This window comes from Streptomyces sp. NPDC030814, from assembly GCF_055572155.1.
The window spans coordinates 82,721-99,850 of record NZ_JBVIDX010000025.1 but is presented as its reverse complement, the minus strand read 5'-3'; the positions used below and the strand labels follow the sequence as shown (position 1 = coordinate 99,850).

The window sequence follows — 17,130 nt, the reverse complement described above, 5'->3', positions numbered from 1 at the left end:
GTCCACTGCGGCTTCGGCTTCGGAGGGGGGCCCACTGCGGCTTCGGCTTCGGAGGGGGGCCCACTGCGGCTTCGGCTTCGGAGGGGGGCCCACTGCGGCTTCGGCTTCGGAGGGGGGCCCACTGCGGCGGTCGTAAAATTGGGGGCACTGTGTCTGAGTCTGCCAATGCCCCCGAGTCCCGCACCTCCGGTGCCTCCCTTCGCCGTACTCGTGCCAAGGGCGAGCCCCGCTTTCCGGACGGGCCCAAGGCCGATCCCGCCGGGGCGCATTTCGAGCGGCGGATCAGGAGTTTCCAGCCCCGGCGGAGCCGGGTGACGGCCGGGCAGGCGGACGCCCTGCAACGGCTGTGGCCCAAGTGGGGGCTCGACATCGACGGGCGGAAGCTGGACCTCGCCGAGCTGTTCGGGGACGAGAAGCCCGTGGTGCTGGAGATCGGGTTCGGGATGGGAGAGGCGACGGCGGAGATGGCCGCCGCGGATCCCGGCACCAATGTCCTCGCCGTCGATGTGCACACCCCCGGCCAGGGCAACCTGCTCAATCTCGCCGACCGGAGCGGGCTGTCCAACATCCGGGTGGCGAACGGTGACGCGATCATCCTGCTGCGGGAGATGCTCGCGCCCGACTCGCTGAACGGGCTGCGCGTCTACTTCCCCGACCCCTGGCCGAAGAAGCGGCACCACAAGCGGCGGCTGATCCAGCCGGAGTTCCTGACGCTCGTCGCGTCACGGCTCAGGCCCGGCGCGATCGTGCACTGCGCTACGGACTGGGAACCGTACGCCGAGCAGATGCTGGACGTGTTGACAGCCCACCCCGGCTTCGAGAACACCCGGCCCGACGGCGGGTTCTCGCCACGTCCCGACTTCCGGCCGCTGACCCGTTTCGAGGCACAGGGACTGGACAAGGGTCATGTGGTGAACGATCTGCTCTTCCGTCGCGTAGATCAGTAGGAACCGCTTCAACCCCCCATAGGCGCACGAACAGTCCCCCCCCCCACACACACCCGCGACCGGTCGTACGGTACGACGTCGCGGGTAGCGCCCATCGCTCGTTAGGGTCAACGCAATGACCACCAGTCCCCTCTACCCGACGCACCCCAGCGGCCCCGCCGGCGGAGGTGTGTTCAGGCCCGTGCGCTGGTGGCAGCGGAAAAGCGTCAAGTACGGCTCTCTCATCGCACTGCTCGCGCTGTCCGGGCTCGTCATCCTCGCGCTCGTCCGCGAGCAGACCGGCACGGAGGGTTTTCTGGTAGGGCTTGGGCTCGCGGTGCTGCCCGTGCCGTTGCTCGTGGCGGCGTTCCGGTGGCTGGACCGGGTGGAGCCCGGGCCATGGAGGAACATGCTGTTCGCGTTCGCCTGGGGGGCGTGTGCGGCGGCGCTGATAGCGATCGTGGCGAACAGTTTCGCGACGCAGTGGATAGCCACCGCCACGGCCGATCCGTCGCATGCGGACACGTTGGGCGCCACCGTCATAGCGCCCGTCGTGGAGGAGACCGCGAAGGCCGCGGCCGTGCTGTTGATCTTCCTGTTCCGGAGGCGGAACTTCACGGGAATCGTGGACGGGGTGGTGATCGGGGGCGTCACGGCGACCGGGTTCGCGTTCACCGAGAACATCCTGTACCTGGGGACCGCGTTCGGGACGGACCAGCTCAGCGGGGGGAGTGGGCTGGCGTCGGTCACGGCGGCGACGTTCTTCGTGCGGGTGATCATGTCGCCGTTCGCGCATCCGCTGTTCACCGTGCTGACGGGCATCGGGTTCGGGTTCGCGGCGATGGCCGGGGAACGGCAGCCGGTGCGGCGGATGCTGGTCCCGGTGGGCGGGCTGCTGCTCGCGATGGGCATGCACGCGGTCTGGAACGGGTCGGCGGCGTTCGGGGAGTACGGGTTCTTCGCGGTCTACGCGGTGTTCATGGTGCCGATGTTCGGCTTGCTGACGTGGTTGGCGATCTGGACGCGGCAGCGGGAGCTGCGGGCCGTGCGGGAGGAGTTGCCGGTGTATGCGGCGGCGGGGTGGCTGACGCCGCCGGAGCCGTTCGTGCTGGGATCGATGCGGGCTCGGCGGGTGGCGCGGGACTACGCGGCGTACCACTTCGGGAAGGGTGGGGCCCGGGTCGTCGCGGAGTACGAGGCGTACGCGACCTCATTGGCGTTTCTGCGGCGGCGGGGGCGGTTGGGGCGGGCCGGGGGTGACTTCGTGCTGCGCGAGCGGCAGCTGCTGTTCGAACTGTGGCGGCGGCGGGAGCTGGCTCGGCCGGCGTTGGCCTACGCGGGGCGGGGGATGACGCCGGTGGGTGTGGCCGCGCCGCTTCCGCCGATGCCCTGGCAGGGCTACGGGCCCGTGTACGGAGGGAACCCGGTGGTGACACAGGTGCCGTACCGGCCGTATTGGTCGTAGCGGTTCGTGGATGGCTTTCGCGCTGTGGGGGTGCGGCTGAAACGCGTCCGGGTGCGGGGTGGGTCGGGGGCGCGCCGGGGGGGTGTCCGTCCTCGGAACGGCGCGGAATCGGTCGCCCGGGAAGCTGGACCAGTTGACGCGCCAACCGCTGCGGGCGGACACCCCCCCCCCCCGACACACCCCCTTACGTCCGTACGCGGCTCCCCCGCCGTCCCCATGGCACAGTCGTGCCGCCGAGGGCTGGGGAGGAAACGGGCTGGTGGCTACGCGGACGCCTCCGTGAGGCTCTTCAGCTCCTCGGCGGTGAGGGTTACGTCGGCCACCGCCAGGAGCGCCGGGAGTTGGGACGTGGTGCGGGCCGATGCGATGGGGGCGGTGACCGTCGGCTGGGCGGTGAGCCAGGCCAGGGCGATCGTGGCGATCTCCGTGTTCCTGGACTGGGCGATCTCGTCCAGGGCGGTGAGGACGCGGGCGCCCCTCGGGGTGTCGAGGTAGGCGCCGGCGCCCGCGGCGCGGGGGCTGTCGACGGTCGTGCCGGGGCGGTACTTGCCGGTGAGGAACCCCTTGGCGAGGGCGAAGTAGGGGACGGCGGAGAGGCCCGCGTCGGCGGCCACCGACTGGAGGGCGCCCTCGTAGGTGTCGCGGGAGACCAGGTTGTAGTGGGGCTGGAGCGCCACATAGCGGGCCAGGCCCTCGCGGGCCGAGAAGTCCAGGGAGGCCCTGAGACGCTCCGGGGTGATGTTGGACGCCGCGATCGCGCGGACCTTGCCGGCCTTCACCAGGTCGTCCAGGGCGGTGATGATCTCCTCGACCGGCACCTCGGGCTTGTCGAAGTGCGTGTAGTAGAGGTCGATGTAGTCGGTGCCCAGGCGGGCCAGCGAGGCGTCCGCGGCGGCCTTGATGTTGGCGGCGGAGAGGCCCTGGTACTCGGGGTGCTGGCTCACCTTCGTCGCGATCACCACGTCGGCGCGGTTGCCCCGGGCCTTCACCCACTTGCCGATGATCGTCTCGGACTCACCGCCCTGGTTGCCCTCGACCCACGCGGAGTAGGAGTCCGCGGTGTCGATGAAGTTGCCGCCTGCGGCAGCGTAGGCGTCGAGGACGGCGAAGGACTGTGTCTCGTCCGCCGTCCAGCCGAAGACGTTGCCGCCGAGGGAGAGCGGGAAGACCTCGAGGTCGGACGTGCCCAGCTTGCGAAGAGAAGTCATGTCCTGTTTCAACCACCGGTCCGGACCGTGGCATTCCGCGTCGTGTGAACGCCGGGTGACACGGGTGGGATTCTCTCGGCAGCGACGCGGGGCGGCGGGCCTGGCATGACGAACGCCGCGTCAGGCCTCTCGGCCTCACGCGGCGTCACATCTGTTCAGGGGGGCGACACGCTAGATGCTCAGGCCCTTGCTGCGCAGCCACGCCGCCGGGTCGATGCCGGTGGTCGAGCCGTCGGGGTGGACCTCCATGTGGAGGTGGGCACCGGTGACGTTGCCCGTGGCGCCGACACGGCCGATGACGTCGCCGGTGGCGACCTTCTGGCCGACGCTGACGCCGATGGAGGACTGGTGGGCGTACCAGATCTCGGTGCCGTCATCGAGGGTGAGCACGGTCTTGTAGCCGTACGAGCCGTCCCAGCCCGCCTGCGTGATCGTGCCGCTGTGGACGGCCTTGATGAGGGTGCCCGTGGGGGCGGCGAAGTCGAGACCGGTGTGGTAGCCGGAGGACCAGTAGGGGCCGGCCTGGCCGAAGGTGGAGGTGATGGTGTACGAGGAGGTCGGAAGCGTGAACTGCTTGGCCAGGGCGGCGAGGCGCTCGGCTTCCTCCTTCTCCGCGGCCTCCTGCTCCGCCTTCTTCTTGGCGGCGGCTTCCTTGGCCTCGGCTTCCTTCTTCTCCTCGGCGGCCTCTTCGGCGGCCTTCTTCGCGGCGGCGGTCTGGGCGGCCTCGGCTGTCTTCAGGTCGAACGCGTCCTGCTGGGACTCGGCCTGCTGCATGATGCGCGCGCGCAGCGCCTCGCCGGCGTCGGTGGCGCCCTGCTGGGTGTCCGCGGCGATGAGGCCGGCGCTGCTGAGCGGGGCGGTGGAGCTCTCGGGCTCGTCGGCGGCGTCGTCCTCCTCGAAGACCGAGCCCACGTTCGGCAGGTCCGGCAGGGAGATGGCCACCGGGGCCTTGCCGCTCTGGGCGCTGGCCATGCCGGCGCCGCTGACGGCGGCTATGACGCCGACGCCGAGAACCGTGGAGCTACGGGCGAACCCACCGCGCTGCTTGGTCTTGGCCACACGGTGCCGGCCGCGGACGGGGCGGAGGGACTCCGCGGTGGGGTTCCACTCCTGGAAGGGGCCCTCGTTGTCGCTGTCGTAGCTGCCGAAACCGAAGGTCTCGGACTCACTGCTGCGCTGGCTTGGCACGAACGGGGCTTCGGTCGCGGACCGGTTGGACGCCACGTGGGCGTACTCCTTTCCTTCCTTCTGGCCTACCGGGTTAGCTGACGGGTTCGGAGCGGAAGGTCTCCTACGCGCGTAAACCACACGTGCTTGCACGACGGTTTCCGCGCGATTCACCCCAGGGTGGTGGTTCCCCGGTTCCCTACGGGATTCGGCGCGTGAGCACGGAGCCGCCTCTTGTGACGGCTGGGACGACCGCGCTGCGTTATCGAACGTTAATAGACGCGAGGGCGGCATTCCAAGCGGTTCTAGATGATCGTTCGGCTTTTTGCACTGGACCAACGGGTCATGAGGGGTGGAAATCGGGCGAGTTGACCTCGCCTCGGGAGCCCCGACCTTCCTGACTGAGTGTCAGATTCTATGCGGAGGGAGGTTGACTGTGCACGCTGAGTGAGATTCCCTTCAGGGACGGTGTACGGCGAGGAGCGCCATGTCGTCCGTCGTCCCGCCGCCGGTGTGCTCGCGGACCTCTTCGGCGAGCGTCGTCACCAGGGCGCGCGGGCCGGGGAAGGTACGGCCGCTGAGCCGAGCGGCCGGATCGTAGAAGACGCCGTCCGAGTTGCGCGCCTCGGACAGCCCGTCCGTGTAGAAGAGCAGGGTCGAACCAGCCGGGAACACGGTCTCCTCCGCCCGGTCCGGCCAGGTTCCCAGCTCGCCGAGACCGAGCGGCAGCGCGGCCCAGGGGCTGTCGAGGGTGCGCAGACCGCCGTCGGCGTGGAGCAGCAGCGGGGCCGGATGACCCCGGTTGACGATGCGGGCCAGCCCGGCGCCGTGCGGGACCTCAGCGAGGACGGCCGTGACGAACCCCTCGTACGGCACGGTGGGGTCCCTCCGTGCGGCGTCCCGCCGGATCACCTCCCTCGCGAGCGCCCGCTCCAGCCGCTGGGCCACGGCCTCCAGGGTCGTCTCCTGCTCGGCCGCCTCCCGGAACGCGCCGATCAGCACCGCCACGGCCGCCACCGCGCCCAGCCCCTTGCCGCGTACGTCCCCCACGATCAGCCGTACGCCGTGCGGCGAGTCCTGCACCGCGTACAGATCGCCGCCGATCGAGGCGTCGGCCTGCGCGGCCTCGTACCGCGCCGCGATCTCCAGCCCGCCGAGCCGCTCCTGGGGCCTCGGCAGTACGGCCCGCTGCGCGGCCTCCGCGATCTCGCGGGCGGTGGCGAGGCGGGCGTCGCTGCGCCGGACGAGCCGGTTGATGGCCACGGCCAGTACGGCGACGACGGCCACGGTGGCGATCTCCGTGAGCGCGTCCGCCCGCCCCGAGTCCCCGTACCGCAGGCGTACGGTGACGATGCCGGCGAGCGAGGCGGCGCCGGTCACCACCGTGCCCTCCAGGGACAGCAGCGGCGCGGCCACCAGGGGCGCGGCGGTGAAGAAGGGGACGGCCGTGAACTCCCGCGGCATGAAGTGGTCGTAGCAGAGGCCGCCGACGACGAGGAGGGCGGGCAGCGCCCGTACGAGGGCGCCGGCATAGAAGAACCGCCGGCCGTCCGGCCTCTTCACACCCTCTGGCTGCCCCACCCGTCCCAGATTCGCGGGGCGGTCGGCGGAGGGCCAGCCGGAGGGGCCGAGTGGGTGTCCGGGCGGCCTGCGGCACCGGTTGACCACGCGTCGGCCGTCAGCCCGCGGTCAGTTCCGCCAGCGGCAGGGTGTGCTGGGTGGTGAGGACCTTCGCCCGGAGGTAGCGGACGTTGTGGGCGGTGGTGAAGACGCCGGTCGGGACGCGGTGCCGGACACCGACGCCGAGGTCGCGCAGCTGCTGCGCCTTGTCGGGGTTGTTGGAGAGCAGGTCCAGCTCGTCGATGCCGAGGGCGCCCAGCATCTGGGCCGCGGCCGTGTAGTCGCGGGCGTCCTCCGGCAGCCCGAGGGCCGTGTTCGCCTCGTAGGTGTCGAGGCCCTGGTCCTGGAGGGCGTACGCGTCGAGCTTGTTGTAGAGGCCGATACCGCGGCCCTCCTGGCGGAGGTAGAGGAGCACCCCGCCCCGGTCCGCGATCCGCTCCACCGCCTCCCGCAGCTGCGGACCGCAGTCGCAGCGCGCCGAGCCGAAGACGTCGCCGGTCAGGCACTCGGAGTGCATCCGGACCAGCGGGGCCGTGCCGGGGGCGGGATCGCCGAGCACGATCGCCAGGTGCTCGCGGCCGTCGACGAGGCCGTGGAAGGTGACCATCTCGGCGTCGACGCCGTAGCCGTCCTGGAAGCGCAGCGGTACCCGGACGCGGGCACGCGGGGTGGCAGCGGGGAAGTCGGGCATGCGGGTTCTCCGGTCCTGGATCGACTGCCGCTGTGCTTCAGTTTTGAATCACAGCGCTCGCCGCGACTCTATCCCCTGCTTCAAATTTCAAGCAACCAGTTTTGGGATGCGTCACATTCGGGGGTGCGGGGGAACAGCGAACGCCGCCCGCGACCGAACGGCGGGGCGGGGGCGAGAGCGAGGTGCGGACGGACACGGGACCGGCGGCGGGCCGGGACCGGTCGGCAGCCGGGGTCACTGGCCCGATGAGCAGGACCGGCGGCGCCAGGGCAGGTCGTCGGGGCCGTTCTGCCGGGCGTCCTCACCCTCGATCGCCGCCGCGATGGTCGAGCAGATCTCCTCGAACTGGCCGACCTGCTCGGGGGTGAGGTGATCGAAGACCGCCTTGCGGACCGCCTCCACATGGCCCGGCGCCAGCCGCTCCAGCAGGGCCGCACCCTCATCGGTGAGGGCGGCGATGCTCCCCCGCTTGTCCCACTTGCAGTTCTCGCGCCGGACCACCCCGTCCTTCTCCAGCCGGGTCACGACGTAGGTCAGCCGGCTGCGCGTGATCTTCGCGTGCTCGGCGAGATCGGTCATCCGCATCCGACGGTCCGGCGCTTCGGAGAGCACGGCCAGCACGGCGTAGTAGAGGTGCGGCATGCCGGCCTCCTGCTGGAGCTGCCGGTCGAGCGCGTCCTCCAGGAGGGTGCTCGCGGCGAGGTACGCGCGCCAGGCACGCTGTTCCTCGGGGGTGAGCCAGCGGGTCGTCATACGTACAGTGTAGTTATTGTTTAAAACTTGAACCAAGCCCAGCCGGTCAGTCAGTCCATCGGTGTCGGTCAGCGCCGGCCAGCCAGTCAGGGAGCGTCTCCATGCCCCAGCCCTACGTCCTGTTGTCCGCCGCCGTCTCCCTCGACGGCTACCTGGACGACACCGGGCCCGAACGGCTGCTCCTCTCGGGCCCGGCCGACTTCGACCGGGTCGACGAGGTGCGGGCGGCCAGCGACGCCATCCTGATCGGCGCCGGCACCCTGCGCACCGACAACCCCCGGCTGCTGGTCAACTCCCCCGAACGCCGCGCCACCCGCGTCGCCGCCGGGCTCCCGGAGTACCCGCTGAAGGTCACGGTCAGCGCGTCCGGCGATCTGGACCCGGAGGCCCAGTTCTGGCACACGGGAGGCGAGAAGGTGGTGTACACGACGGACAAGGGCGCGGAACGGCTGCGCACACTGGGCCTGCCGGCCGGCCCTGCCGGCGTGGACGTCGTCTCCCTCGGCCCGGACCTGGAGTGGCCCGCCGTCCTCGACCACCTCGGCGACGTACGCGGCGTGGGACGCCTGATGGTCGAGGGCGGCGGACGCGTTCACACCCAACTGCTCCAGCAGGGCCTTGCGGACGAACTGCAGCTGGCCGTCGCGCCGGTGTTCGTGGGGGAGTCCGAGGCCCCGCGGATGTTCGGGACGGGCGCGTACCCCGGTGGCCCGAAGAGCCGGCTGCGGCTGCTGGAGACGCGGCCGGTCGGCGACGTCGTCCTCATCCGCTACCTCCCCACGGTCCCCGGCACCGGCCCGGCCGTCTCGGCAGCCGACCGCCACTGGCTGGCTCTGGCCTGCGAACTGGCCGCCGAGTGCCCGCCCTCCGGGACGGCGTTCAGCGTGGGCGCGGTGGTGGTCGCCGCGGACGGTACGGAGCTGGCCCGCGGCCACTCCCGCGAGGCCGGCGACCCCGTCGCCCACGCCGAGGAGGCGGCCCTCGCCAAGCTCGACCCCACCGACCCGCGCCTCGCCTCCGCCACGGTCTACAGCAGCCTGGAACCCTGCGCCCGCCGCGCCTCCCGGCCGGCCCCCTGCGCCCGCCTCATCCTCGACGCCGGAGTACGGCGCGTCGTCACGGCCTGGCGCGAGCCGGACACGTTCGTACCGGACGCGACGGTGGGCAACGCGGTGCTGTCGGAGGAAGGGGCGGAGGTCGTCGTCCTGCCGGAGTACCAGGAGCGGGCGAAGGAGCCGAACCGGCATCTGGTGGGGTGAGGAGCGTGTGCGCGGGGTCTCGACAAAGGCGTGTGCTTCGGGTCCCCCGCATGACGTACACTGGTTTCACCGACGCGGGGTGGAGCAGCTCGGTAGCTCGCTGGGCTCATAACCCAGAGGTCGCAGGTTCAAATCCTGTCCCCGCTACTGAATGGCCCGGGGCCGGAATCCGAAAGGGTTCCGGCCCCGGGTCTTTGTACGGCTCCGGCGCGGCGACGCGGGTGGTCGACGGTTCCCTGCCGGCCGGGCCGATACCGAGAGAATCGCAGCAGCGCCCGAGCCGGCCGAAGCCGGCCCAGGCCGCTGTGTCGCAGGCCGGGGCGGTGACCGTGCCATGGGGTGGTAGGCGCTGGTTGCCGACCTCGTCGAGTGGGCCGCCGACCTGGTCGAGCCGATCAAACCGACGCTGCGTCGCCGACTCCTCGCCGCGACGATCCCCGCCTCGTTGAGCGCCCGTCGTCGTCCTGCCCGGTGGAGCCACCGCCCAAGCCGCCCGGACGGGCCGGTGCATAGAATCCGGTCTCATGCCGAAGCCTGACGAGCTGATCGTTGAAATCGCCACCCTTGTGGAGTCCGGGCAGAGTAATCAGATGTCCCTGACCGTGGTCACCGGTGGTGCTGTCATCACCGGTCGACTGGCTCCCGAAGCCATGTGGAGGCAGAGGGTGTCGGAGGTGCTGACGGATTCCACTCACCTCGGTGAGTTCTCCGCCGTCTTCGACACCCCCGCGAAAAAGGACGGGCCACCCACCCATCTGCACTTCCATGTCGCCCGAATCCTGCAGGGGACGGTGGGGATCCCGGAGACGGGCGGGATGTACCGCGTCGCGATCGAGGACGTCAATGCCTGGACCATGGGCGACTTCAGCTACTCCGACCACTGACCCACCGGCGCACCGGGAGCGGCACGGCACGCACTGAGGGCCCGACCGGCGCGCGCCGGTCGGGCCCTCACTGGCTCTGTTCGGCTCGCGCCTGTCCCGTCGGACGGACCGGGGGGTGCCCAGCATCACGGAGGCCCGCTGGAACGGGCTTTCGACGCGCGCGGGTGCGGCCTCGGGGGAGGGTGCGGCAGGTGAAGCCGAGCCGGGCCATGCCCCGGAGGACTTCATCCGCGCCGAGATCGCGGCGGCCCTGGCGGGTGATGACCTGGCCGACCTGCTTGAGCGGGTACTGACGTCGTCCGATGATCACGTACTCGCCGGTGACCGGCTCGGGCCTGACGCCCTTCATCGATTCCAGCACTCCGCTCCCGGTCAGGTCGAACGGGAAGCAGGCGATGACACAGCGCATGATGCCTCACGGGGAGAAGGGGAGATCGGGCCGACCGCTGTGAAGCGGTTCGGCGGGAGAGGACGAGGACCCCGAGGACGCTGCCGTGTTCGTCGACCACGCCGACCACGACAGGGGCCGAGCCGCCCGCAAGGCATCGCGTCCTCGGCTTCGGTCCTCATGGTCAGCGGCGAGGGAAGGACCCCATGCCGTCGGCGATGTCACGCAGGCAGATCCAGTCCGTGTATCCGGAGCTGTCCCGGACACGATGCCGTCGCGTGCGGCGATCTCGGTGATGGCCATGTGCTTGTCGGCGCCGTGGACATGCAGTAGGTGATGCTCCATCGTCGTGACCGCGCCGGCTGAGGGTTGATTCACCCGGACCTCAACGTCTCGAGAAGAGCGCGGGACGTGCTCGGCGTGAAAACCGTCCACCAAGGGCTCTGCAGCCCGCACGCGGCGCCAGTGGCCTCGACCAGACCGCAGGGCCCCGCCTGCGCGAGGAGTCGGAGCGGCATGGCGCAGACGTGAAAGGGCTCTGGACGGGAAGTCGGCTGGTCCACCGGCGCGTCATCGGGCTGGCCGTTGCCGCCCTGATACGGGCGACACCACATCTTCTGCGGCAGCGTGTGCCCCACGGGCGTGACGTGTCGCCGCCGGGTTACTCGGGCACGCGGACAGAGTTCGCGGGGGAGGAATCGCTGCTCCGTCGTCATCGACGGGCAGTTCACTGGCGTACGTCACCCAACCCCGCAACGCCGACGAAGGCAGGTGAGAGCAACACGACAGCAGACGATTCCCCTCCACCGGCGGCGGAGCACAGGACCCGATAGGGGAACTGGCCCAGCGTGCGTGGCAGTACTGCCACAGCTGATCCGCGACCAGATGCGCCTGGCACAGGCGGAGATGACCGGGAAGGGCGAGCAGTTCGCCAAGGGCAGCGGTAGCGCCGCCGGCCACACCGTGCTGGCCGGCGTCACCGCGCTGATGGCGGCTCCCGGCAAGCAGCGGACCAGCAAGGCGTCCCCACCGACGCCGGACCGGACGGTGGACAGCGTCAAGGCCGAGGTAGCCGAGATCAAGGAGAAGACACAGCGATGACCCAGGACAAGCCTCACACGGGTGATGAGACAGCGCCTTCCACGGAGGAAATACGCGGACGGGCCGAGGCGACCCGCCAGAAACTCGGCGAAACCGTTGAAGCACTCGCGGCAAAGGCCCAGGTGAAGACCCGCGCCCACGAGAAGACGACGGCCGTCAGGCAGCAGGTCGCAGAGAAGACCACACAGGTCAGGGCTCAGCTGCGGGACAAGGCGGCGCACGCGGCCCACGTGGTGCAGGACAGGACTCCGGAGCCGGTGCGGGCCAAGGCCGCCGCAGCCACCGAGCAGGTCCGCGACAAGGCCGCGCAGATGGGAGAGCGGGCCCGTGAGAAGGCTCCGGAACCGGTGCGCGAGAAGGCCGACCAGGGCATGCGGATGGCGCGAGCCAACCGCAAGCCACTGTTCGCTGCGGCCGGCGCGTTCCTCGCGTTGCTGCTCGTTCGTCGTGCCAGGAGGCGGCGATGAAAGCCCCGAAGATCGCCTAAAAGCCGGTCGGCACGGTTCGGGGTACCACCAGCGGCGTGCTGACCGGCGGTGTGCTGACCGGCGGTGTGCTCATCATGGACGCCCTGACGCCACGGAGAGGAACGCACTCTCGCAAGGTCGCCACATCCTCACCACGACGACCTGCCGCCCATCACCCTGCGGTACCTGCCCCAAGAAGGCGGCGGAACTCGTCCCCCGTCTCGCCCGGCAGCCACCGAAGGCTCCGCCCGGCCGCAGCCGATCCGGCAGGCTCGGGCCGCATCCGCTCACGCACGGGCCGGAAAACGAAGCAGCGCCCGAGCCGACCGAAGTCGGCCCGGGCGCTTCGTAGCAGGTCAGAGGGCATTGCCTTCCCCCGCCACCGGTAGGCCCTGTGGGACTCGAACCCACAACCAATGGATTAAAAGTCCACTGCTCTGCCAATTGAGCTAAGGGCCCAGGCGATGTTGCCTACCCGAGCATAGCCGGACGAGGCCGGGACTCCGATCGGGTATCGGTGACCCGGCCGCGTCGGGACGCCGCAAAAAGGTTCGCGGCAGAACAGAACGGGCGGAAGATCGGCGGAGGCGGAGCGAAATGACGGGGCCGGGCCCGGCAGGGACGCTGGTTCTCGGCGGCACCCGCACGCGGCCCGGCGACACCCCCGCCCTACGGATCCACCGGTTCCGGTGCTCCCTCCCTCTCCTTCGTCCGCGCCACGTTCCGCTCGTGCTCGGGCTTGAGGAACCAGTGCCTGGCCGAGGCGGTCCACCAGATCGCGGCGAAGCCGAGGACCACCAGGACGGCGATGGGGGCGTAGTTGAAGTTCTCCCAGGTGACGGGGGAGATCTGGGGGAGCATGAAGAGGACGGTGATGACGAAGACCCAGGTCACCGAGATCACGCCGACCGTCCGTGACCAGCGGCCCAGGTGCCACGGCCCCCGTTCGAACGCGTCGCCCTTGCGGAGCCGCAGGAGCGTCGGGATGACGTAGGCGATGTAGAGGCCGATGACCGCGATGGAGGTCACGGCCGCGTACGCCGTCACATTGATCAGATACGGCAGGCCCAGGACGAGCGCGCCGCCCGCTGCCAGCCACACCGCCGCGACGGGGGTCCGGGTGCGTGGGCTGACCGTGTGCCAGACGTGCGAGAACGGCAGCGCGCCGTCGCGCGAAAAGGCGTAGATCATGCGGCTGTTAGCCGTCACGGACGCCATGCCGCAGAAGAGCTGCGCGCCGATGATGACGAGGAGGAGCAGCTTGCCTGCCGTGGCGCCGAGCGCGTCCATGAGGATCTGGGCGGGCGGCACGCCGGTCGCGGACTTCAGCGCGCCGTCGTACGACTGGATGGCGAAGGTGAAGCCGAGCAGCAGGACGAGCCCCGCCACCCAGGACGTCCAGATGGAGCGGACGATGCCCTTGGGGCCGGCCGTGGACGCGTCGTGGGTCTCCTCGGTCATGTGCGCGGAGGCGTCGTATCCGGTGAAGGTGTACTGCGCCATGAGCAGGCCCAGGAGGACGACGTAGAACGCGCTGCCCCAGCCCGTGTTGTTGACGAACTCGGTGAACACGAACGACGCCGAGCGGTGGTCGTCGGGGACGATCGCGAGGGCGCCGACGATCACCACGACGCCGAGGACGTGCCACCACACGCTGATGCTGTTCAGCAGGCCGACGATGCGTACGCCGAAGGTGTTCAGCAGACCGTGCAGCAGCAGGATCGCCGCGAACAGCAGGATCGTGCGGCCGGGCGTCACCTCGAAGCCGAACTCGAGGTTCAGATACGCGGCCAGGAACGACGCCGCGCCGAAGTCGATGCCGGCGGTCACCGCGACCTGGCCGAGGACGTTGAACCAGCCCGTGAACCAGGCCCAGGCCGCCGCGCTCCGCGCCGGCGCGAGCCGGTGCGACCAGAAGTACAGGCCCGCGGAGGTCGGGTACGCCGAACAGATCTCGGCCATGGCGAGGCCGACGAACAGCGTCATCAGCCCGACCCCGACCCAGCCCCACGTGATCACCGCGGGGCCGCCGGTGTTCATGCCGAACAGGTACAGGGTCATGCAGCCGGACAGGACGGAGATGATCGTGAAGGAGACCGCGTAGTTCGAGAACGCGGACATACGGCGTGCGAGAACCTGTGTGTAACCCAGTTGGGCCAGGCGTTCCTCGTCCGACACCGCGACCGACACCGAGTCCGGGGCCGAAGCCCCGGGCGCCCCACGGGCTATGTCGTCATCTGTCATGCCCCCAGAAATTCCCTCGCGAAGGGCGTGACATGCGCCACACGGTGGCCGAAAATCGGCCCAGCCTCGCCCAGCGTCCCGTCCGTGCTTCGGCGCCCGCCCGCCGCCACCGCCACCGCCACCGCGCCGGGGGGCCACGCGAAAGCGCCGTGGCCCCCACCCGGAAGGTGGGGGCCACGGCGCTCACAAACTGGGCGCTCGGCTTCGGTCAGCCGTTGCGCTTCCAGCGCGGCTTGTCCTCGCGGCGGCCGAAGGAGCCGGAGCCACGGTGGTCGTCACGGCGGCCGTACGGACGCTCGTGGCCGCCGGAGCGGAAGCCCGGACGGTCGCCCTGGCGGTCGCGGTTGAACGGCCGGTCGCTGCCCCGGTGCCCACCACGGTCGTCCCGGCGCTCGAAGGAACGGCCACCACGGTCGAATCCGCGGTCACGGTTGTCGCGGTTGAAACCGCCCCGGTCATCGCGGCGCTCGAAGGAGCGCGCACCACGGTCGTCCCGGCGGAAGCCGCCCCGGTCGTCCCGACGCTCACCGCGGTTGTCACGGTTGTCGCGGTTGTCGCGGTTGAAACCGCCACGGTCATCGCGGCGCTCGAAGGAGCGCCCACCACGGTCGTCCCGGCGGAAGCCGCCCCGGTCGTCCCGACGCTCACCGCGGTTGTCACGGTTGTCGCGGTTGAAACCGCCACGGTCGTCCCGACGCTCGAAGGAGCGCCCACGGTCACGGTCGAAGCCGCGCTCGTTGTCCCGGCGGAAGCCGCCCCGGTCGTCCCGACGCTCACCACGGTTGTCACGGTCGTCCCGGCGGAAGCCGCCCCGGTCGTCGCGACGCTCATACGACGAGGAACGCCCGTACGACGACGAACCCGCGCCGGACCGCTCCTCGCGCTCGAACCGCCCGCCGCGCTCGGCCCGGTCGGTGCGCTCGAACCGCTCGGCCTTCTCGACGCGCTCGATGTCCTGGGCGGCCGGCTGCTCCGGCACGGACACCTCCAGCACCGCGGCGTCGACAGCGGCGGCGGCCGCCTCGACGACGGCGGCGCCCTCGCCCGTCTCCTCGGCGCGCACCTGGGCGAGCGCCGCCTCCGGGTCCTCGCCCCGCTCCCGCGCGGCGCGCGCGGTCAGCCGGTCTGCCTCCTCGCGCAGCTCGGCGGCGCGGCGCGTGGCCCGCTCCAACTGCTTGGTGAGGTGAGCGACTTCACGCTCGGCCTGCTGCGCGGCGTTGCCGGCGGACTCGGCCTGGACCTCGGTCATCGACCGGGCGCCGGTGATCTCGGCGACCTCCGGGTCGAAGGCGGCACCGCCCTGGATGATGTGGCGCGAGGCGTCGACGCCCGCGTCCTCCATCAGCCGGAAGATCTGCCGCCGCTGGTGCGGGAGCGAGAGGGACACCACGGTGCCCGTACGCCCGGCACGCGCCGTACGGCCGGCCCGGTGCAGGTAGTCCTTGTGGTCGCCCGCCGGGTCCACGTTCAGCACCAGGTCGATGCCGTCGACGTGGATGCCGCGCGCCGCGACGTCCGTCGCCACGAGGACGTTGACGTACCCGTCCTTGAAGTCGGCGAGGGTCCGGGTCCGCGCGCCCTGCGTCATGCCGCCGTGCAGCGCGTCGGCCTTCACACCGGCGTCCCGGAGCTGCTCGGCGACGCGGTCGGCGCCCAGCTGCGTGCGGACGAAGATGATCGTGCGGCCCTTGCGGGAGGCGATCGCGGCGGTGACCGGCGCCTTGTCCTTCGGCTTCACGACGAGGATGTGGTGCGACATGGTCGTCACCGCGCCCTGCGCCGCGTCCACCTCGTGGCTGACCGGGTTGTTCAGGTACCGGTCGACGAGGGTCTTGATCTCGTTCTCCATGGTCGCGGAGAAGAGCATCCGCTGACCGCCGGCCGGGACCTGGTCGAGCAGCTCGGTGACCTCGGGCAGGAAGCCCAGGTCGGACATCTGGTCGGCCTCGTCGAGGACGGCGATCTGCACGTCCTCCAGGGAGCAGGCGCCGCGGTTGATGATGTCGCGCAGACGGCCCGGGGTGGCGACGAGGACGTCGACGCCGCGCTCCAGGGCGTAGATCTGGTTGCCCATGGACGTACCGCCGCAGACGACCTTCATCTTCAGGCCGAGGACATCGCCGTAGGGCTGCAGCGCGTCGGCGACCTGCATGGCGAGCTCACGGGTCGGCGTCAGGATGACGGCGCGCGGCTTGTGCTTCTGGGTGTGCCCGCCGGCCAGCGTGGCCAGCGTCGGCAGACCGAAGGAGAGGGTCTTGCCGGAGCCGGTGCGGCCACGGCCGAGGATGTCCTTGCCGACCAGGGCGTCCGGGATGGTCGCGGCCTGGATCGGGAAGGGGGTGGTCACGCCGTTCTGCGCGAGCTTGCGCACGACGCCCTCGGGGAGACCCAGGTCCGCGAAGGTGACCGTGGGGGTCTCCTCGACGACCTCGTTCTCGCCGTTCTCGGGCACGACGACGTGATCAGTACTGGAAATGGACATGCGTATGCGAAACCTTCCGGAGTCTCATCGGCACGCGCCCGTCAACTCCGTGATTCGCACACGACCGCCTCTATGCGGTCCGACACGGCAAAGGAGAGTACGCGCCACACGGCGCGCTCTGCGTTGGCGCCGGGCAAATGGGATCAAACGATCTACCACCATACGCACCCTCCACCCCTAAAGGCAAACCGAGTCGATACCAGCAGGTCAGAAGGTGATCAGCCGAGCGAGGCTGGGAAAGCCAGCTCCGATACCTGGCCCACGAAGGGATGGCACGGCCACCGGGCTGCGACACCCCGGCGGGGACCGGAAGACGAAGCCAGTGCCTGTGTCCTGTCCCACCCGTGACGTCGCCCACTCCTCGCGAAGGCCCCGCCCCTCGCACCGAGGGCCCCGCCATCCACCACCACGGCACGTCCACTCACCACCGGGGGACCGTCCACACCACCGAGGGCCCGTCCACGCACCACTGGGG

The 17,130-nt window shown here is 70.6% G+C and carries 13 protein-coding genes, 2 tRNA genes, 2 pseudogenes and 1 riboswitch; of the genes and pseudogenes, 7 read left to right on the top strand and 10 right to left on the bottom strand.

Going from position 1 to position 17,130, the window contains the following annotated elements; all coding sequences use genetic code 11:
* Positions 1 to 149 precede the first annotated feature (149 nt).
* Positions 150 to 947, top strand: coding sequence for a tRNA (guanosine(46)-N7)-methyltransferase TrmB (trmB, locus tag ACZ43N_RS34880; RefSeq protein WP_468103044.1), 798 nt, complete (start codon positions 150 to 152; stop codon positions 945 to 947).
* A gap of 115 nt (positions 948 to 1,062) precedes the next feature.
* Complete coding sequence (locus ACZ43N_RS34875) at positions 1,063 to 2,391, top strand: PrsW family intramembrane metalloprotease (protein WP_468103043.1); 1,329 nt, start codon at positions 1,063 to 1,065, stop codon at positions 2,389 to 2,391.
* A gap of 263 nt (positions 2,392 to 2,654) precedes the next feature.
* On the opposite strand, the gene ACZ43N_RS34870 is transcribed toward ACZ43N_RS34875, so the two are convergent.
* The 5 genes from ACZ43N_RS34870 to ACZ43N_RS34850 form a co-directional block, all read right to left on the bottom strand.
* On the bottom strand, positions 2,655 to 3,599 hold the full coding sequence (locus ACZ43N_RS34870; protein ID WP_468103042.1) for an aldo/keto reductase: 945 nt from the start codon (positions 3,597 to 3,599) through the stop codon (positions 2,655 to 2,657).
* A gap of 171 nt (positions 3,600 to 3,770) precedes the next feature.
* Positions 3,771 to 4,823 carry a M23 family metallopeptidase gene (locus ACZ43N_RS34865; protein ID WP_468103041.1) on the bottom strand — a complete coding sequence of 351 codons (1,053 nt, stop codon included), beginning with the start codon at positions 4,821 to 4,823 and terminating at the stop codon, positions 3,771 to 3,773.
* An 11-nt stretch (positions 4,824 to 4,834) separates the two neighbouring features.
* Positions 4,835 to 4,990, bottom strand: a riboswitch (cyclic di-AMP (ydaO/yuaA leader).
* Between the two features lie 235 nt (positions 4,991 to 5,225).
* A complete protein-coding gene (locus ACZ43N_RS34860) occupies positions 5,226 to 6,329 on the bottom strand; it encodes a PP2C family protein-serine/threonine phosphatase (RefSeq protein ID WP_468103040.1) in 1,104 nt (367 codons plus the stop codon).
* Positions 6,330 to 6,444: 115 nt separating this feature from the next.
* Complete coding sequence (locus ACZ43N_RS34855) at positions 6,445 to 7,077, bottom strand: GTP cyclohydrolase II (protein WP_107463180.1); 633 nt, start codon at positions 7,075 to 7,077, stop codon at positions 6,445 to 6,447.
* Between the two features lie 234 nt (positions 7,078 to 7,311).
* Positions 7,312 to 7,830: a MarR family winged helix-turn-helix transcriptional regulator gene (locus tag ACZ43N_RS34850; protein WP_468103039.1), complete on the bottom strand. Its 519-nt coding sequence runs from the start codon at positions 7,828 to 7,830 to the stop codon at positions 7,312 to 7,314.
* 101 nt (positions 7,831 to 7,931) lie between these two features.
* Between ACZ43N_RS34850 and ACZ43N_RS34845 the strand changes: the two genes are divergently transcribed.
* From ACZ43N_RS34845 to ACZ43N_RS34835, 3 genes are all read left to right on the top strand, one after another.
* A complete protein-coding gene (locus ACZ43N_RS34845; protein WP_468103038.1) occupies positions 7,932 to 9,089 on the top strand; it encodes a dihydrofolate reductase family protein in 1,158 nt (385 codons plus the stop codon).
* Positions 9,090 to 9,162: 73 nt separating this feature from the next.
* Positions 9,163 to 9,236 (top strand) — tRNA-Met (locus tag ACZ43N_RS34840).
* 377 nt (positions 9,237 to 9,613) lie between these two features.
* On the top strand, positions 9,614 to 9,973 hold the full coding sequence (locus tag ACZ43N_RS34835) for a hypothetical protein (RefSeq protein ID WP_468103037.1): 360 nt from the start codon (positions 9,614 to 9,616) through the stop codon (positions 9,971 to 9,973).
* Between the two features lie 111 nt (positions 9,974 to 10,084).
* Here ACZ43N_RS34835 and ACZ43N_RS34830 read toward each other — a convergent pair.
* A pseudogene (locus ACZ43N_RS34830) lies at positions 10,085 to 10,382 on the bottom strand (SCO5918 family protein); the annotation flags it as partial.
* A gap of 243 nt (positions 10,383 to 10,625) precedes the next feature.
* Positions 10,626 to 10,736 (bottom strand): annotated as a pseudogene (locus ACZ43N_RS34825) (DEAD/DEAH box helicase); the annotation flags it as partial.
* A gap of 477 nt (positions 10,737 to 11,213) precedes the next feature.
* Between ACZ43N_RS34825 and ACZ43N_RS34820 the strand changes: the two are divergent.
* Both ACZ43N_RS34820 and ACZ43N_RS34815 read left to right on the top strand, forming a co-directional pair.
* On the top strand, positions 11,214 to 11,462 hold the full coding sequence (locus ACZ43N_RS34820) for a phage holin family protein (protein WP_468103036.1): 249 nt from the start codon (positions 11,214 to 11,216) through the stop codon (positions 11,460 to 11,462).
* Complete coding sequence (locus ACZ43N_RS34815) at positions 11,459 to 11,929, top strand: DUF3618 domain-containing protein (RefSeq protein ID WP_468103035.1); 471 nt, start codon at positions 11,459 to 11,461, stop codon at positions 11,927 to 11,929. Before ACZ43N_RS34820 ends, ACZ43N_RS34815 begins: the two co-directional genes overlap by 4 nt.
* Before the next feature lie 386 nt (positions 11,930 to 12,315).
* Here ACZ43N_RS34815 and ACZ43N_RS34810 read toward each other — a convergent pair.
* The 3 genes from ACZ43N_RS34810 to ACZ43N_RS34800 form a co-directional block, all read right to left on the bottom strand.
* A tRNA-Lys gene (locus ACZ43N_RS34810) sits at positions 12,316 to 12,388 on the bottom strand.
* 210 nt (positions 12,389 to 12,598) lie between these two features.
* Positions 12,599 to 14,173: an amino acid permease gene (locus ACZ43N_RS34805; RefSeq protein ID WP_468103034.1), complete on the bottom strand. Its 1,575-nt coding sequence runs from the start codon at positions 14,171 to 14,173 to the stop codon at positions 12,599 to 12,601.
* A 208-nt stretch (positions 14,174 to 14,381) separates the two neighbouring features.
* Positions 14,382 to 16,655 (bottom strand): DEAD/DEAH box helicase, encoded by a 2,274-nt coding sequence (locus tag ACZ43N_RS34800; protein ID WP_468103033.1) that lies wholly within the window; start codon positions 16,653 to 16,655, stop codon positions 14,382 to 14,384.
* Positions 16,656 to 17,130: the final 475 nt, after the last annotated feature.

What these genes read in the sequence shown, in the direction of transcription:
- ACZ43N_RS34875 (WP_468103043.1), top strand. Translation starts at nt 1,063, where the DNA reads ATGACCACCAGTCCCCTCTACCCGACGCACCCCAGCGGCCCCGCCGGC.
- ACZ43N_RS34870 (WP_468103042.1), bottom strand. Translation starts at nt 3,599, where the DNA reads ATGACTTCTCTTCGCAAGCTGGGCACGTCCGACCTCGAGGTCTTCCCG.
- ACZ43N_RS34855 (WP_107463180.1), bottom strand. Translation starts at nt 7,077, where the DNA reads ATGCCCGACTTCCCCGCTGCCACCCCGCGTGCCCGCGTCCGGGTACCG.
- ACZ43N_RS34850 (WP_468103039.1), bottom strand. Translation starts at nt 7,830, where the DNA reads ATGACGACCCGCTGGCTCACCCCCGAGGAACAGCGTGCCTGGCGCGCG.
- ACZ43N_RS34845 (WP_468103038.1), top strand. Translation starts at nt 7,932, where the DNA reads ATGCCCCAGCCCTACGTCCTGTTGTCCGCCGCCGTCTCCCTCGACGGC.
- ACZ43N_RS34835 (WP_468103037.1), top strand. Translation starts at nt 9,614, where the DNA reads ATGCCGAAGCCTGACGAGCTGATCGTTGAAATCGCCACCCTTGTGGAG.
- ACZ43N_RS34815 (WP_468103035.1), top strand. Translation starts at nt 11,459, where the DNA reads ATGACCCAGGACAAGCCTCACACGGGTGATGAGACAGCGCCTTCCACG.
- ACZ43N_RS34805 (WP_468103034.1), bottom strand. Translation starts at nt 14,173, where the DNA reads ATGACAGATGACGACATAGCCCGTGGGGCGCCCGGGGCTTCGGCCCCG.
- ACZ43N_RS34800 (WP_468103033.1), bottom strand. Translation starts at nt 16,655, where the DNA reads ATGTCCATTTCCAGTACTGATCACGTCGTCGTGCCCGAGAACGGCGAG.